We start from the raw sequence: 15819 nt of genomic DNA on the forward strand, positions 1-15819 counted from the left end.
TTACCTGTAAACGATATCTCCTCACCTGGCGTGCTCCGTCGAATGCTCCCCGTGTACACCCTTGCGCTCGCGTGCGCGCCGCATGGCCCGGGCATCGAATGACCGACTGCCGAAGGGGGAGGTGCGCGTGCACGGACCGGCTTCGTCCGGCTGGCTGCTGGTGGCGCTCTGCGCGGCGACCGGCGCCTACTGCCTCGCGCGGATGCGCAGCGGCGCCGAGGGGCAGCGCAGCGCAGCGGGCGGCGAGGCGCTGATGGGTTTCGGGATGGCCGCGATGGCCGTGCCGGCGGCGGTGTTCACCCCTCCTTCGTGGGCGTGGCCCGTCTATGCGGCGGTGTTCGGGGCGGCGGGCGTGCACGCGCTGTGGGCGGCGCGGGCCGGCGCGCACCATCTCCACCACCTGGTGGGGGCCGCCGCGATGGTCTACATGTCCCTCGTCATGGCCGGCTCGCCCGCACACGCGCACGGTCGGGGCGGGTCGGGGGTCCCGCTCCTGACGGGGGCGCTGCTGCTGTACTTCGCCGGTTACGTGCTGCTGACCGGCGTGCGTCTGGTGCCGGTCGCGGCCGTGGCCGGGAGCGGCGGTTCCGCCGGGTGGGGCGACCGGCCGGAACTGGCGCGGGCCTGCCGGCTGTCCATGGGGATCGCGATGGTGGCGATGCTGCTGACCCTGTGAGCGGGAGCGGTCCGGAACACCCAACGGTTCCGTTGTCTGCGTCACTTCGACGGCACAAGTCGTACCCCGGAGCGTAGCCGCCCTCATAGGCTGCCCTCATGATGCTCACCGCCGCGCTGTTGCTGCTCGGCGCCCTGACCGCCGTGGCCGGCCCCCGGTTGCTCGCCCGGGCGGACTGGCCGGACCGTGAGCCGGTGGTGGCGCTGTGGGTGTGGCAGTGCGTCGTGGCGACCGTCCTCGTGTGCTGCGCGTTGTCGATGACGCTCAGCGCGGCCGCGGCCTGGCACGCGGTCGGCGGGCACCTCTTCGCGACGGCCCCGCGCGCGGTCGTCGAGGCCTACGTCCTCGGCACGGCGGGCCCCTGGGCGGCGACCACCGCCCTCGCGCTGGCCGGCGGCGGGTTGTGGAGCGCGGCGATGCTGCTCCGCGAGATCGGCCGGGCCCGCGCCGGGCGCCGCCGCCGACGGGCCGATCTTCTGGTCCGGGCTCCGCTGCTGCCGGGCGAGGTGGCCGTGTCGGGCCGGCTCGTCGTCCTGGAGAGCGAGCGGCCCGACGCCTGGTGGCAGCCCGGCGCTCCCCCGCAACTGGTCGTCACCACGGCCGCGTTGCTCCGGCTGAAGGGCCACCGGCTGGACGCAGTGCTCGCCCACGAGCAGGGCCACGCCCGGGCCCGGCACGACTGGCTGCTGAACTGCTCCTCGGCCCTGGCCGGCGGGTTTCCGCAGGTTCCGGTGTTCGCCGCGTTCCGTGACGAGATGCACCGCCTGGTCGAACTCTCCGCCGACGACACGGCGTCGCGCCGCTTCGGCCGTCTGACAACCGCCCTGGCCCTGGTCGAACTGAACGAGCACCGCGGCGTGTTCGGACCCTGCCCGACACCGCAGGCCCATGTCCCGGCCCGGGTGCACCGGTTGCTCACGCCGCCGGACCGGCTGACCGCGGCCCGGCGCCTGCGGCTGACGGCGGCGGCCGCGCTGGTGCCGGCGGTGCCGGTGCTGGTGGCGTTCGTACCGGGGTTGCGGGCGCTGGGATGACCGCCGGGGCCGCCGGGGTCCGGGCCGCGGCCGGCATCGGACGAGGCGTGTGCCCGGGCCCGGTTCGGCGGCTCTGGATGGCCGAAGCGGGTTGCCCGAGAGCCGAAGATCGTGGCCGTACTGGATCCGGACCCCCCGGTTCGGCGAGGATCGCTGTATGCACACCTCGTCCGTCGACGCCCCGCCCCGCCCGGAGCACCACGCCGTCGCCCGCTTCGCCGGCGTTCTGGCCCTGTGCTCGGTACTGCTGCTGACCCTCGTCGCGGCCAGATGGAGCCCGTTGATCGGCGCGGACGGAGACATCGCCGGCACCACCCACCGCTGGGCGGTCGACGAACCGGTCCTCACCCAGACGTGCCGCATCCTCACGGACTGGGTGTGGGATCCGTGGACGATGCGACTGCTGTGCGCTGCTGTCGTCGTGTGGCTGGTGGTGCGGCGGGCGGCCCGCTGGACGGCGTTGTGGCTGGCGCTGGCCGTCGCCCTCGGGACCGTGCTGCAGCAGGGCGTCAAGGCCGCGGTGGACCGCCCCCGCCCCGTGTGGCCCGATCCCGTCGACTCGGCCCACTACTCGGCGTTCCCGTCGGGCCACGCCATGACCGCCACGGTGGTGTGCGGCCTGCTGCTGTGGCTCCTGCGCCGGCACGGCGTCGGCCGGGCCGTGTGGCGTACGGCCGTGGCCGTGGCCGTCGTCTCCGTGGTCGGGGTAGGGCTGACCCGGATCTGGCTCGGCGTCCACTGGCCGTCGGACGTGGTGGGCGGCTGGCTGCTGGGGACGACGGTGGTCGCCGCAGCGGTGTGGGTGCACCGCCGCCGGCAGCCCTGACCCCGGGGACACCTCACCGGCCCTACCGCGCGGCCCGCCGCGCCCTCGCAGGGTCGCCGCGTGCCGGCCGTCGGTACCTGCGGGGGCAGGTGGCCCGAAGCCACCATCGGATCCGTCTGCTCGCCCGCCTCGGACGATCCCCCGTGTCGCCCGAGGCAGACGGCATCACCGGCCCAGACCTGACAGGCCGTGGCCGGACGCTCTGAGTATAGTTGGCTGGCAGCCAGTCAACACAGGAGTTACAGCATGTCTCCGCGTAGCGCCTCGGTCAATGAAGAGTTGCGGCGGCGCTCCCGGGAGCGGCTCCTGCAGGCTGCGGTCGAGCTGGTGGGCGAGCGCGGTTACGACGCGACGACCCTCGGCGACATCGCCGACCGAGCGGGTTCGGCCCGTGGTCTGGTGTCGTACTACTTCCCCGGCAAGCGCCAGCTGGTGCAGTCCGCCGTGCACCGGCTGATGCACCGCACGCTGGAGGAGGCGCTGGAGCGCGAGCCGCGCACCGAGGACGGCCGGGAGCGGATGGCCCGGGCCATCGACGCGATCCTGGGCCTGGCCCGGGACCGGCCCGTGCTGATGCGCCAGCACATGGCGGGGATCCTGCAGGCCGAGGGCTTCATGCAGTGCCCGGAGCAGCGGCGGCTGGCCGAGCTGCTGCGGGACACCATGGTCCGGCACGGTTCACCGGACGTCGACAGCGACTATCCGATGATGCGTGCCCTGCTGATGGGCGCCGTGTACGCGGCCCTGGTGCCGGGGGTGCCGATGCCGGTGCCGGTGCTGCGGGCCGAGTTGTTCAAGCGCTACCGGCTCGACTGGGAGCTGGGCCTCCCGCCGGAGACCGGAGTCTGCGGCGGGAGGGGCGACAAGGATCTGTCGCGGTTCTTCGCGACCGGGGCCGCACCGGAGTGCGGTCCGCCGGATCAGTCGAAGTAGTCCGGCTGCGTCTGCACGTTGAGCTCACGCATGTGGACCCAGCGAGCCGGGTCCGTGCGCCGGTCCTTGATCTTCAGGACGTCGAAGCCCCGCGCGTACTCGTTCGAGTAGATGTAGCCGTTGTAGTAGTACGCCGACCACGAACCGCCCGACTTGATCGTGTCGGTGGTCAGCGGGCCGCGGTCGAAGTAGGCGATCTCCTTCGGTTTGGCCGAGTCGGTGAAGTCCCAGACGGAGACGCCGCCCTGGTACCAGGCCTGGACCATGATGTCCTTGCCCTTGACCGGGATCAGCGAACCGTTGTGGGCGACGCAGTTCTCGGTGTCCGCCTGGTGGCGGGGGATCTTGAAGTAGCTGCGGAAGACGAGCTTGCGCTTGTCGCCCTTGCCGACGATGTCGTAGATGCCGTCGGCACCGCGGTCCGGGCCGACCTCCGCGTTACAGGTGGCCGCGCCGCCACCGCCCAGCTCGTCGGTGTAGACGACCTTGTTCGCCTTCTGGTTGAAGGTCGCCGAGTGCCAGAACGCGAAGTTGACGTTGTCCTGCACGCGGTCGATGACCTTCGGGCGCTCCGGGTCCTTGATGGAGAACAGGATGCCGTCGCCCATGCAGGCGCCGGCCGCCAGGTCCTTCGACGGCAGCACGGTGATGTCGTGGCAGCCGGTGGTCTTGGAGACGCCCGGGTTGGTGGGTCCGCCCGGGTTGCCGCCGCCGTCCGGCCCCTCACCGGGGAACAGCACGGGGAAGCCCACGACCTTCGCCTTCTCGGGGGCGCTGCGCGGCACCTTGATGACGGAGATGCCGTCGTGCGGCGGCTGGCAGTCGGGGTAGGCGGCGTTCGGCGAGTACGAGGAGACGTACACGTAGACGTTGCGGCGCTCGGGCACCAGCGTGTGGGTGTGCGAGCCGCATGCGGTCTCGACGGCGGCGACGTACCTCGGGTTGCGCTTGTCGCTGATGTCGAAGACCTTCATGCCCTCCCAGGAGGACTTCTCGGTCGCCGGCTGGGTGGTGCTGGAGCAACTGCTGTCGCTGCGCGAGGAGTCGGTGGACAGGAACAGCAGGTTGCCGGAGACGGAGATGTCGTTCTGCGAGCCGGGGCACAGCACCTGGGCGACGGTCTTCGGCACCTTGGGGTTGCTGATGTCGAAGATGCGGAAACCGTCGTAGTTGCCGGCGAACGCGTACCTGCCCTGGAAGGCGAGGTCCGAGTTCGTGCCCTGCAGCACGTCCTTGGGGACGTGGGCCAGGTGCTGGATGTTGTCGGAGTGGACGATCTCGTCCTGGGCGGGTATCTCGCCGCTCTGGATGGCCTCACGGACCTCGGCCTGAGCGCTCTTGGAAACCTTCTTCGGCGCGGGCGGCGCGTCCCCCGGGTCGGGGGTGGCCGCTGCCGGTGCCGCTGTGAGGAGCGCGGCCAGCAGCCCACCGGCGGCAGCCACAACTCCCACGCGTCTGCGGCGTGTTCTGCGGTCGTTCAACAGGATCACTGTTTTCCTCCCTGGTTCCGTTCACTGCGGAACGGTTCACGCACCACGCAGTATCGTCTTCGCCATGCACATACCAACAGGGGGCAACAGAATCGCAATGAAGTTTCCCGATCAATGACCCGCGGAAGCGTGCCAGTACGTCGTCCGCAACACGAGGTGCGTCCCAACCCACCTGCCACAGGAGGTCGTTGTGCTCTTCCGCCGTGCGTCTCGGGCGTCCGCCGTCACGACGGGGCTGGTCGCCCTGGCCGTGCTCGCGGTCGGAGGCTGTGACTCCGGTCCGGACCGCAAACCCGCCGCGGCGGACGGGCCCGCCGTGATCGCGCCGGGCGAGCCCGGCGAGGCGAACCGCACCCTGTCCGCCGAGGAGGCCGCCGACCAGCGCTCGGAGAACGACTCCCCCAACTCGGCCGACGTCTCCTACGTCCGCATGATGATCGAGCACCACGCCCAGGCCCTGGTGATGACCGAACTCACCCCACGGCGCGCCGAGTCGAAGGGCGTGAAGGCGATCGCCGAGCGCATCGCGGCCGGCCAGAAGCCCGAGATCGAGGCCATGAAGGGCTGGCTGAAGTCGTACGGCAAGCCGCTGAAGGCCGAGCGGCACGAGCACGCCACGATGCCCGGCATGGCGACACAGGCCCAGCTGAAGAAGCTCCGGGCGGCCGACGGCAAGGCCTTCGACCGGCTGTTCCTCACCCTGATGACGACCCATCACCAGGGCGCGATCACCATGGCCACGGACGTGAAGGGGCAGGGCAACAACATCCGCGTCGAGGAGATGGCCGACGAGGTGATCGCGCAGCAGACGAGCGAGATCACACGGATGCGGAACATGCTCTGAGCTTGTCGTTTAACGTCCAGCGTCGAACGCGGCTCGAACTTGATCAGCGTTCTCGCAGTTCGGCGGACGTGTAGGCGGCCTTCGTCTGATCCTGTGCTCCGTCACAGAGTGGATCAGCGCGAAGGCCGTGGTCGTGAGTTTGGTGCATCAGGGCGTCCTGCGGGATGCGTTCGCGGAAGTGTCACGCTTCCGGTCGGAGTTGTACGCGTGTCTGACCGCGCGGGGCGACGCGTTGTTCGAGTTGTGCGACGCGCTGCTGTGCACGGACGGGCCGGTTCGGACGCTGGTTGATCTCGCGCTCGCGCCCGAACACCGCCGAGGTCACGGGGCTCTGTACGGCGGACTCAACCAGGGCCGGATCGACGTCGCACGGCTGCGTCGTGCCCTGACCGAGGTGCCGCTGCCGAGGGCGGCGGACGGTCGGCTCGTACTGGCCGTCGATGTCTCGCCGTGGCTGCGACCGGACGCCAACACCTCTGCCAACCGTGCCTTTTGCCACACCTTCGGCCGGGGCGAGGGCAAGCATCAGATGGTGCCAGGCTGGCCGTACTCGGTGGTGGCTGCGCTGGAGACCGGCCGCACGTCCTGGACGGCGGTGCTGGACGCTGTCCGCCTGGAGCCCGGCGCCGACGTCGCCGCCGTGACCACGGTGCAGATCCGCGAGGTCGTCGAGCGTCACCGCCGGCCAGTGGCGACCGGGTGACCCGGAGGTCCTGGTCGTGCTGGACGCCGGATACGACGCCCCGCGCATCGCCCACCTGCTGAGTGACCTGCCCGTCGAGATCCTCGGCCGACTCCGTTCAGACCGGGTGATGCGGCGTCCGACACCCTCCCGCGAAGAGTTCCACCTGGCCAACCCCAAGGGCGGCCGGCCACCCAAGCACGGCGGCGAGTTCGTCTTCGGTGACGCCGCAACCTGGGGCACCGAGCAGGCCGTGACCGCCACGGCCACCCGGCTCTATGGGAAGGCGACCGCGCAGGCATGGGACCGGCTGCACCCGCGGCTGACCCACCGGGCCGCATGGCTCGACCACAACGGGCCGCTGCCCATCATCGAGGGCACCGTCATCCGCCTAGCCGTGGAGAAGCTGCCCAGCGGCGGAGTCAACAGGCCGGTCTGGCTGTGGTGGTCGCGAATCGGCGCCACCGAAGCGGACGTCGACCGCTGCTGGCAGTCCTTCCTCCGCCGCTTCGACATCGAGCACACATTCCGCCTGTTCAAGCAGACCCTCGGGTGGACCAAGCCCCGGCTCCGCAGCTCGGAAGCGGCCGACCGGTGGACCTGGCTCGTCATCGCCGCCTATGCCCAGCTCCGGATCGCCCGCCCGCTGGCCACCGACCTTCGCAGGCCCTGGGAAAAGCCGACCGAGCCGAACAAAATGACACCCGCCCGCGTCCGCAGAGGGTTCAGAAACCTGCACGCGAAGACCGGCTCACCCGTCGGCGCACCGAAACCCTCCCGTCCCGGCCCAGGCCGACCGCCCGGCTCGAAGAACCGCTATCCGGCTATCCGTCATGACGTGGGACGCGTCCTCGCCACCGGCGAGGCATACAGCCGTCCCGCCCACCACAAGGTGGGCACCAAACCCCGCAGAACAGGCTGACGAGTGACACAGAGGGCCAGCACACTGAGCGCATGCGCTATGAGGAGAGAGCCAAGCTCACAGTCGTGAAAGTCCTGGTCCAGCTGGCCGTCCTTGTCGCCTCACCAGTGCTGCTGATAGCAGGAGCACCGATCCGCCGCCGCTATCTCCGCTACGTCTACCGCGATGAGGCCCCGCAGATCCTGGACAAGGAGCGAGGTCGGGTCAGCGCCCACTACTTCGTGGTCACCAACCCAGTTCTGCAGTGGCTCTGCTGGCCCACAGAATCACTCGCCCGTCTCATCGAGAGCCGAGGTTAAACGACAAGCTGAGCGCCCCGGGGCGGGGCCGCTGTCGCAGTCAGCGGCGGGCGCGGCGCGGTGGCAGCAGGCCCGCGTCCCGGGCCTGGCCGATCAGCCTGAGGGAGGTACGGCGGCTGTGCCCGGTCGCACCCATCACGGCGAGGACCGGGTCGGCGCCGTCCCGCTGGGCCGCGCGGTACTCCCGCGCCACCAGCCGCCGCCCCTCCGCCCCCAGCGGCCAGGCCGGCCGGGCACGGCACCGCTGCGCCCCGCAGCCGTCCGGCCCGGGCCCGGTGGCGCACGCCTGCCCCACCGCCTCCTCGATCCAGTCGGCGAGCACCGCCAGGTCGTCGAGGGACAGCGCGGGCTGAGCGCGCACCTCCTCGACGCAGACGCATCCGCCGCCCACGACGGCGAGCGCGTCGACCCGGGCGCCGTCCGCGAAAGCCAGCCGGAACTCGAACCACCGCGTGGCGCCCTCGTTCTCCCGCACTTCCCATGCGGCGCGCACGGACGCCGCACCGTCCGCCGGAGAGCGATCAGAAAGATTCAGAAAGGATGCTTCCAGCACGCACTGAACGTAACCGCATGATCACATTCCCTATAGATCGGACACGCGCCGCGGGTGGAGCACAGCACCCTGTCAGCGGAGCCCGGCCGGTGCGATGCTGGAGGCGTCAGCGCTCTCCTGAGATCCGTCGGATCCCCCGGGTAAGGAGTTCCGCCGTGCTGCGAGTCGCCGTCGTAGGCTCCGGGCCGAGCGGGTGCTACACCGCCCAGAGCCTCGTCCAGCTGGACTCCGAGGTGCGCGTCGACGTGCTGGACCGGCTGCCGTGCCCGTACGGCCTCGTCCGCTACGGCGTGGCACCCGATCACGAGAAGATCAAGTCCCTGCAGAACACCCTGCGCGCGGTCCTGGAGCACGACCGGGTCCGGTTCCTCGGCGGCGTGCAGATCGGCCCAGGGGGTGTGCGCGCCGCCCGGCTGCGGGAGCTCTACCACGCGGTGGTGTACTGCGTGGGCGCCGCCACCGACCGGCGGCTGGGCGTCCCCGGGGAGGACCTGCCGGGAAGCTGGTCGGCGACGCAATTCGTGTCCTGGTACAGCGCCCACCCGGACGCCGTGGACGCCGGATTCCTGCGGGACGCCCGGTCGGCCGTGGTCATCGGCGTGGGGAACGTCGCCGTGGACGTCACGCGGATGCTGGCCCGGGGACTGGCCGAGCTCACCCCGACCGACATGCCGCAGGCTGCCCTGACGACCCTGGCGGAGAGCCGGGTGACCGAGATCCACATGGTGGGTCGGCGCGGCCCGTCCCAGGCCCGGTTCACCACCAAGGAGCTGCGTGAACTGGGCACCCTGCCGGAGACCGACGTGGTCGTGGACCCGGCGGAACTGGCCCTGGACCCGGGTTATACGGACCCCTCCGCGCTGCCCGCCCCGCAGCGCCGCAACGTGGAGGTCCTGCGCGGCTGGGCCGGGACACCCCCGACAGGCGCCCCGCGCCGCATCCGCCTCCGGTTCTTCCTCCGCCCGGCCGAACTGCTCGCCGAGCAGGGCCGTGTGGGCGCGGTGCGGTTCGAGCGGACGGCCCCGGACGGCCACGGCGGCGTGACGGGCACGGGCCGTCACGAGGTCGTCGAGGGACAGCTGGTCCTGCGCTCGGTGGGCTACCGCGGGGTCCCCCTGGAGGGCCTTCCGTTCGATCCGGCCACCGGCACCGTCCCGAACCGGTCCGGCCGCGTTCTGCGCGGGGGCGTCGTGACTCCGGGCGAGTACGTGGCGGGCTGGATCAAGCGCGGCCCCACGGGCGTCATCGGCACGAACCGCCCCTGCGCGAAGGAGACGGCCACGGCGCTTCTGGAGGACGCGCCGGCCCTCACCCTGCGGGCCGTGCCCGACGACCCCCTCCCGGCCCTGCACGCGGCGGGGAGCGACCCGGTCGCCTGGCAGGGGTGGCAGTCGATCGAGCGGGCGGAGGCGGAACTGGGAGCCTCACTGGGCCGCGGCGTGGTCAAACTCCCGGACTGGCAGTCCCTGTTGCAGGCCGCGGCGGGCAAGGACCCTTAGGACTGGAATCAGAATGAGGTCTCTGAGGCTTCGTGGTGGGCGCAAGCCGTGGGAGGTCTGCCGATGGGCTGTGGGAGCGGATCGAGCCGCTGTTGCCGGTGACTGAGCGGCGCTTCCGGTACCCGGGGCGTCGTCGGCTCGATGACCGGCAGGTTCTGTGCGGCATCCTGTTCGTGCTCTACACCGGCATCCCCTGGCGCTGCCTCCCGCAGGAACTCGGCTTCGGCTCCGGGATGACCTGCTGGAGGCGACTGCGGGAGTGGAACGAGGCCGGGGTCTGGCAGTGCCTGCACGAGATGCTGCTGGCCGAACTGCGGGCGGCCGGCATATCGGATCCGTCCCGGGCTTCGGTCGACTCGAGCCATCTGCGGGCGATGAAAGGTGGTGCGGCCACCGGCCCGTCCCCGGTGGACCGGGGCAAGACCGGCAGCAAGCACCACGTGATCGTCGAGGCCCACGCCATCCCGCCGGCCGCCACGCTGACCGGTGGCAACCGCAACGACGTGACCCAGCTGATCCCACTGATCCGAGCCGTCCCGCCGATCCGCGGCAAACGCGGCCAACCGCTGCGCCGCCCGAAGCACCTCTACGCCGACCGCGGCTACGACCACGAGAGCTACCGCAACCAGGTCCGACGGTTCGAAATCACCCCGCACATCGCCCGGCGCGGCACCGAACACGGCTCCGGACTCGGCGTACACCGCTGGGGCGTGGAAGGCGCCATCGCACTACTGCACTGGTTCCGCCGCCTACGCATCCGCTGGGAGATCCGCGACGACATCCACCAGGCCTTCATCACACTCGGTTGTGCCGTCATCTGCCGGCGACGACTGAGGACCCCGCTCTGATTCCAGTCCAAAGTAAGGTGGCATCCCGCGTCGCGAACTCGCGCCAAGCACACGGAGGCGGAATGCTCGCCAACTCGTCGGCGCTGGCGGCCGGAAGGCGTCATTCGGTCGGACGGCGCTGGGATGGAACCGTTCTCGCCGTGGGCGATACCGCAGCCGCTGAATGTCGTGTCGAGCGATGGGAAGACGTCGTCGCGGTGGCAGCTGGCAACGTCCATACCGCGACGAACACAGGCAGGGCTCATACGGTGGGACTCCGGTCGGACGGTACGGTGCTGGCAACGGGGTGGAATGGCGATGGGCAATGTGATGTCGCCGGATGGCGAGGCATCACGGCCGTCGCCGCAGGCTGGCGCCGCACGCTCGGGCTCCTCGCGAATGGCCGCGTGCTAGCAGTTGGCCGGAGTTCAGAAGGACAGTGCGACGTGCAGTCCTGGCGCGAGATGGTCGTCCTCTCGTGTGGTGACTGGCACTCGGTCGGCGTCCGGTCGGACGGTTCTGCACTGGCCACGGGGAACAACCGACGACGACAGTGTGCCGTTGAAGGGTGGCGTGACCTGGCCGCCATTTCGGCCGGGTATCTCCATACCGTCGGCCTCAGAGCCGACGGGCGGGCAGTAGCGACCGGAGACCGGGCAACCGGGGCGTGTGAGGTCGATGAGTGGGAAGACGTGGTGGCGCTCGGCGCGGGCAGCTACCACACCGTCGGGGTCACTGCGTCCGGACGGGTCCTCGCAGCAGGAGACAACAGCTACGGACAGTGCGAAGTCGGCGATTGGCGCGACATTGTCGCCGTGGCGGCCGGTTCAACGCACACCCTTGGCCTGCGTGCCAACGGCACAGTCGTGACCACAGGGAACAATGCCGACAGACAGTGTGAAGTCGATGCCTGGTCCGGAGTCCAGCTTCCACAGGCCGCCGGGCCGCGCCAACGCGAACTGACACGCCGTCACCCCCGAGCCTCAGAGACCTCGTTCTGATTCCAGTCCTAGACGGTGCCCTGGACACCGTCTTAGTCCCCCTGGACCCTTAGCCCCTTACCGCCTTAGCCCCTTGCCGATGAGCGCCCGATCAGGGCGTGGGTGTGGCGCCGCGGCGTTTCGCAAGGCGCCGGAGCCACGCGGGCCGCACGCCCCGCAGGCACCTCAGCCGCCCGGACGGACGGCCTGCCGGGCCGCCGCGGCGAGCAGAGCACCCATGAGCCCCGGGAACAGCTCATCGAGCTCGTCCCGGCGCAGCCCGTTCATCTTGGCCGTCCCCCGGTACACCTGCCGGATCACCCCGCTCTCCCGCAGCACCCGGAAATGGTGGGTGGTGGTCGACTTGGTGACGGGCAGCTCGAAGTCCGAGCAGGACAACTCCCCCCGTGCACCGGCAAGTTCCCGCACGATCCGCAACCTCATCGGATCCGAGAGCGCGTGCAGCACCCCCTCCAGCCGGATCTCGTCACGCGCGGGATGCGGCAGGTCACGACTGCTGACGGCGGACGACGACACGGCGGCTCCACTTCCTCGGAAGCTCCCATAGTACGAGAGCCTTCGTAGTTTGACATCCGCCGTACTACGATGCCTATCGTACGAGTCGACCTCGGCCCCGTGACGAATGGAGTCCGCCGTGACCGCGCTCTTCGAGCCCTTCACCCTGCGCGAGCTGACGATCCCGAACCGCGTGTGGATGCCCCCGATGTGCCAGTACTCGGCGGCGCCAAAGGGCCCGGAGAGCGGGGTCCCCACCGACTGGCACTTCGCGCACTACGCCGCCCGCGCCACCGGCGGCACGGGCCTGATCGTCGTCGAGGCGACCGCGGTGTCCCCGCAGGGCCGCATCTCCCCCTACGACCTCGGCATCTGGAACGACACGCAGGTCGAGGCGTTCCGCCGCATCACCCGCTTCCTCACCGCACAGGGCACGGTGCCGGCGATCCAGCTGGCTCACGCGGGACGCAAGGCATCCACGGACCGCCCCTGGAAGGGCGGCGCCCCGGTCGGTCCGGACCAGCACGGCTGGGAGCCGGTCGCCCCGAGCCCGCTCGCCTTCGACGACCGGCACCCGGTTCCGGCCGAGCTGACCCCCGGCCAGATCAAGGACGTGGTCGAGCAGTTCGCCGCCGCGGCCCGCCGCGCGCTCGACGCCGGTTTCGAGATCGCCGAGATCCACGGCGCCCACGGATACCTGATCAACGAGTTCCTCTCCCCGCACTCCAACCACCGCACCGACGCCTACGGCGGCTCGTACGAGAACCGCACCCGTTTCGCCCTCGAAGTCGTCGACGCCGTGCGGGAGGTCTGGCCGGACGACAAGCCGCTGTTCTTCCGCGTCTCGGCGACCGAATGGCTCGACGACGGCGGCTGGACCGCGGACGACACGGTCCGTTTCGCCGCCGACCTGCGGGCCCACGGCATCGACCTGCTGGACGTCTCCACCGGCGGCAACGCCTCCGGCGTCCGCATCCCCACGACCCCCGGCTACCAGGTGCCCTTCGCCGCCCGGGTGCGGAACGAGACGTCCCTGCCGGTCGCCGCCGTCGGACTCATCACCGACGTGGAGCAGGCCGAGAAGATCCTGGCCAACGGCGAGGCGGACGCGGTCCTGCTGGGCCGTGAGCTGCTGCGCAATCCCTCGTGGGCCCGGCACGCGGCACGGGAACTCGGCGGTGAGGTGCGGGTGCCGGACCAGTACCACCGGTCGGTCTGATCCGGCACCCGTGAGGTACGTCAGCCGGCCGCGCACGCCGTTCCGTTGAGCGTGAACGCGGCCGGGGCGGCGCTGTTGCCACCGTGGTTCGCCTGGTAGCCGATGCTCACGCTCGCGCCCGGCGAGATGGTGCCGTTGTACGCGACGTTGGTGGCGGTGACCGCCCCGGACGACGGCGTGTACGTGGCGCCCCAGCCACCCGTGACCGTCTGGCCGGCGGGCAGCGTGAAGCCGAGTTTCCAGCCGTCGACGGCCTTCGTGCCGGTGTTGGTGAGGGTCACGGAGGCGGTCAGACCGGTGTTCCAGGCGTTCACCGACACCTTCACCCTGCACGCGCCGGGCTGGGGCTGGGGCGCCGGGCCCGAGCTGTCCAGGCCGAAGAAGGTGAGCACGCGGGACGCCATGCCCTGGGCGTAGAGGTTGTGGCCGACGCCCTGGAGGCTGACGGCCTCCACGGGGGCCCGGTCACCCGTGCCGCCGTAGCGGGTGCGGATCCAGCCGGACTGGGGCGTGTCGGTGGTGGTGGCCGTCTGGCTCACGCCCTGCACGTTCGTCCACTGTTTGATCTGCTCCCCGAAGTTGGGGTAGCGCAGGACGTCGTCCTGGGTACCGTGCCAGATCTGCATCCGGGGCCGGGGGCCGGTGTAACCGGGGTACGCGCCCCGGGCCAGGTCGCCCCATTCCTTCGGAGTGCGGGTGATCGTGCCGCCCGAGCAGGCGCTGTTCCACTCGGAGCCGTCGGTGGTGGCGAAACAGCCGAACGGGACGCCCGAGAAGGCAGCGCCCGCCGCGAACACGTCCGGGTAGTCCCCGAGCAGGACGTTCGTCATCATCGCGCCGGAGGAGATGCCGGTGGCGAACACCCGGCCGGTGTCGGCGTCGTAGGTGCGGGTGACCCAGTCGATCATCGACTTGATGCCGACGGGGTCGCTGCCGCCACCGCGGCGCAGGGCCTGGGGCGAGGAGACGTCGAAGCACTTGCTGCTGCGGGTGACGGAGGGGTACAGCACGATGAATCCGTACCGGTCGGCGAGCGTGTCGTACTCGGTGCCGTTGTACATGTCCGGGCCCGAGCCGGTGCACCAGTGCACGGCGACCACGACGGCCGGCTTCGGCGTGACGCTGTCCGGTACGTACAGGTACATGCGCAGATTGCTGGGGTTGGTTCCGAAGTTCGTGACTTCGGTGAGGGCCGCGGCGGGCACGGCCCCTGCGCGGACGGAGTCGCGGGCCGGCTCGCCGGCGACGGCCGCCGGCGCGGTGAGCGCCGTGGCCGTGAGCAGCGAGAGCAGCGCGGCGACGAGCGCGAGGAGGGCCGACCGCGGGCGTCTCCTCGCGGCGCGGGCGGTGGCGGGCACGTCCGGGATCCTTCGGTTCATCGACTCGCCCTCTCGTGAAGGGAAGCGGTCCGTTCGGCATGGTGACATGGACATGGCCCGCATGGAAGCGCTCCCACAGAGTCGGCGGCCTGACCAGGAGCGACCGAAAGTGTTCTGCGCGAAGCGTTGACTAGAAAGCGCTTGCCCCCTACGTTCCGTTCAGCAGTGTGACCCGTCAGCGCAAGCGGGGCACGTTCAGCTCGCGCAGTAGACAGACCCATGAACCTCGTTCATCTACATGATCCGCCAGGCTCCATGAAGACATCCCCCCACGGGACGCCCGGGCGCCGGAGGCCCCACCCCTCCCCATCCGCCCCCACGACAGAAGGAATCGGGACATGACTTCTGCGACACGTCCGCGCGCCCGCAGGCGCGCACTGACCGGCGCACTGGCCACACTCGGCCTGTCGGTTGGCATGATCATGACTACCCATGCGCCCACCGCGAGCGCCGCGACCTGGCCGACCCCCAACGGCAGCCAGGGCACCTCCTCCACCATCTCCGTGTCCGGCACCAAGGACTACGGGATGAAGCGGTACTACGGCACGGGCGCACTGGCCGGTGACGGCCAGGAGGAGGGTCAGGACCCGATCTTCAAGCTCGCGAACGGCGCGGTGCTGAAGAACGTCATCCTCGGCGCCCCCGCGGCCGACGGCATCCACTGCGAGGGCAGCTGCACGCTGCAGAACGTCTGGTGGGAGGACGTCGGCGAGGACGCCGCCACCTTCCGCGGCGGCAACGGCGCCACCTACCAGGTGATCGGCGGCGGCGCGAAGAAGGCGGCCGACAAGGTCTTCCAGCACAACGGCGGCGGCACGCTGACCATCTCCAACTTCGCGGTGCAGGAGTTCAAGACGCTCTACCGCTCCTGCGGTGACTGCTCCACGCAGTACACGCGCAAGGTCAACCTCAACACCGTCGACGTGACCGGAACCGGCTCCACCGCGCGACTCGTCGGCATCAACGTCAACCGCAACGACGTGGCGACCTTGCGGAACATCACGATCCGCAACGATTCCGGGCGCAAGGTCGTGCCCTGCCAGAAGTACAACAACAACACCGCCGTCGGCTCGGGACCCGACAGCAAGAACTGTCTGTACTCCACTTCGGACATCACCTACAGGTAGTCCGCAGCGGTTC

The 15819-nt window shown here is 70.5% G+C and carries 15 protein-coding genes and 1 pseudogene; 12 read left to right on the forward strand and 4 right to left on the reverse strand.

All coding sequences use genetic code 11. From position 1 onward, the window contains the following. Window positions 1–127: 127 nt before the first annotated feature. The 4 genes from A4E84_RS05145 (at window position 128) to A4E84_RS05160 (ending at window position 3469) form a co-directional block, all read left to right on the forward strand. Complete coding sequence (locus tag A4E84_RS05145) at window positions 128–676, forward strand: DUF5134 domain-containing protein (protein ID WP_062925398.1); 549 nt, start codon at window positions 128–130, stop codon at window positions 674–676. 98 nt (window positions 677–774) lie between these two features. Further along, window positions 775–1710 (forward strand): M56 family metallopeptidase, encoded by a 936-nt coding sequence (locus tag A4E84_RS05150; RefSeq protein ID WP_062925399.1) that lies wholly within the window; start codon window positions 775–777, stop codon window positions 1708–1710. Between the two features lie 157 nt (window positions 1711–1867). Further along, the gene (locus A4E84_RS05155) at window positions 1868–2536 is read left to right on the forward strand and encodes a phosphatase PAP2 family protein (RefSeq protein WP_062925400.1); all 669 of its coding nucleotides are present in this window, start codon (window positions 1868–1870) and stop codon (window positions 2534–2536) included. Window positions 2537–2782: 246 nt separating this feature from the next. Next, complete coding sequence (locus tag A4E84_RS05160) at window positions 2783–3469, forward strand: TetR/AcrR family transcriptional regulator (protein ID WP_062925401.1); 687 nt, start codon at window positions 2783–2785, stop codon at window positions 3467–3469. Here A4E84_RS05160 and A4E84_RS05165 read toward each other — a convergent pair. Beyond that, window positions 3457–4959 (reverse strand): LVIVD repeat-containing protein, encoded by a 1503-nt coding sequence (locus tag A4E84_RS05165; RefSeq protein WP_062925402.1) that lies wholly within the window; start codon window positions 4957–4959, stop codon window positions 3457–3459. The genes A4E84_RS05160 and A4E84_RS05165 overlap by 13 nt on opposite strands. Window positions 4960–5149: 190 nt before the next feature. On the opposite strand from A4E84_RS05165, the gene A4E84_RS05170 reads away from it, so the two are divergent. The 3 genes and pseudogenes from A4E84_RS05170 to A4E84_RS05180 all read left to right on the forward strand — a co-directional run bounded on the left by A4E84_RS05170 (window position 5150) and on the right by A4E84_RS05180 (window position 7706). Continuing rightward, window positions 5150–5803, forward strand: coding sequence for a DUF305 domain-containing protein (locus A4E84_RS05170; protein ID WP_062925403.1), 654 nt, complete (start codon window positions 5150–5152; stop codon window positions 5801–5803). Window positions 5804–5936: 133 nt separating this feature from the next. After that, window positions 5937–7407 (forward strand): annotated as a pseudogene (locus tag A4E84_RS05175) (NF041680 family putative transposase). A gap of 32 nt (window positions 7408–7439) precedes the next feature. After that, window positions 7440–7706 (forward strand): hypothetical protein, encoded by a 267-nt coding sequence (locus tag A4E84_RS05180; RefSeq protein ID WP_062924574.1) that lies wholly within the window; start codon window positions 7440–7442, stop codon window positions 7704–7706. A 40-nt stretch (window positions 7707–7746) separates the two neighbouring features. Here the strand turns inward: A4E84_RS05180 and A4E84_RS05185 are convergent, their stop codons facing one another. Then, window positions 7747–8199, reverse strand: coding sequence for a DUF6214 family protein (locus tag A4E84_RS05185; protein ID WP_237304845.1), 453 nt, complete (start codon window positions 8197–8199; stop codon window positions 7747–7749). A 215-nt stretch (window positions 8200–8414) separates the two neighbouring features. Between A4E84_RS05185 and A4E84_RS05190 the strand changes: the two genes are divergently transcribed. The 3 genes from A4E84_RS05190 (at window position 8415) to A4E84_RS40380 (ending at window position 11586) form a co-directional block, all read left to right on the forward strand. Further along, window positions 8415–9758 carry an FAD-dependent oxidoreductase gene (locus A4E84_RS05190; RefSeq protein ID WP_062925404.1) on the forward strand — a complete coding sequence of 448 codons (1344 nt, stop codon included), beginning with the start codon at window positions 8415–8417 and terminating at the stop codon, window positions 9756–9758. Between the two features lie 35 nt (window positions 9759–9793). Further along, entirely contained in the window at window positions 9794–10606 is an 813-nt protein-coding gene (locus A4E84_RS05195; protein WP_062925405.1) for an IS5 family transposase, read from the forward strand. A 62-nt stretch (window positions 10607–10668) separates the two neighbouring features. Continuing rightward, complete coding sequence (locus tag A4E84_RS40380; RefSeq protein WP_079128874.1) at window positions 10669–11586, forward strand: RCC1 domain-containing protein; 918 nt, start codon at window positions 10669–10671, stop codon at window positions 11584–11586. Window positions 11587–11751: 165 nt separating this feature from the next. On the opposite strand, the gene A4E84_RS05200 is transcribed toward A4E84_RS40380, so the two are convergent. Further along, on the reverse strand, window positions 11752–12102 hold the full coding sequence (locus A4E84_RS05200) for an ArsR/SmtB family transcription factor (protein WP_062925406.1): 351 nt from the start codon (window positions 12100–12102) through the stop codon (window positions 11752–11754). Window positions 12103–12220: 118 nt separating this feature from the next. Here A4E84_RS05200 and A4E84_RS05205 point away from each other — a divergent pair, with 118 nt between their 5' ends. Next, window positions 12221–13300, forward strand: a complete 1080-nt coding sequence (locus tag A4E84_RS05205) for an NADH:flavin oxidoreductase/NADH oxidase (RefSeq protein WP_062931321.1) — start codon at window positions 12221–12223, stop codon at window positions 13298–13300. A gap of 20 nt (window positions 13301–13320) precedes the next feature. On the opposite strand, the gene A4E84_RS05210 is transcribed toward A4E84_RS05205, so the two are convergent. Further along, on the reverse strand, window positions 13321–14679 hold the full coding sequence (locus A4E84_RS05210) for an extracellular catalytic domain type 1 short-chain-length polyhydroxyalkanoate depolymerase (protein ID WP_079128875.1): 1359 nt from the start codon (window positions 14677–14679) through the stop codon (window positions 13321–13323). A gap of 338 nt (window positions 14680–15017) precedes the next feature. Here A4E84_RS05210 and A4E84_RS05215 point away from each other — a divergent pair, with 338 nt between their 5' ends. Further along, the gene (locus tag A4E84_RS05215) at window positions 15018–15806 is read left to right on the forward strand and encodes a pectate lyase (protein ID WP_062925407.1); all 789 of its coding nucleotides are present in this window, start codon (window positions 15018–15020) and stop codon (window positions 15804–15806) included. Window positions 15807–15819: the final 13 nt, after the last annotated feature.

Origin of the sequence: Streptomyces qaidamensis (assembly GCF_001611795.1) — a bacterium.
GTDB lineage: Bacteria > Actinomycetota > Actinomycetes > Streptomycetales > Streptomycetaceae > Streptomyces > Streptomyces qaidamensis.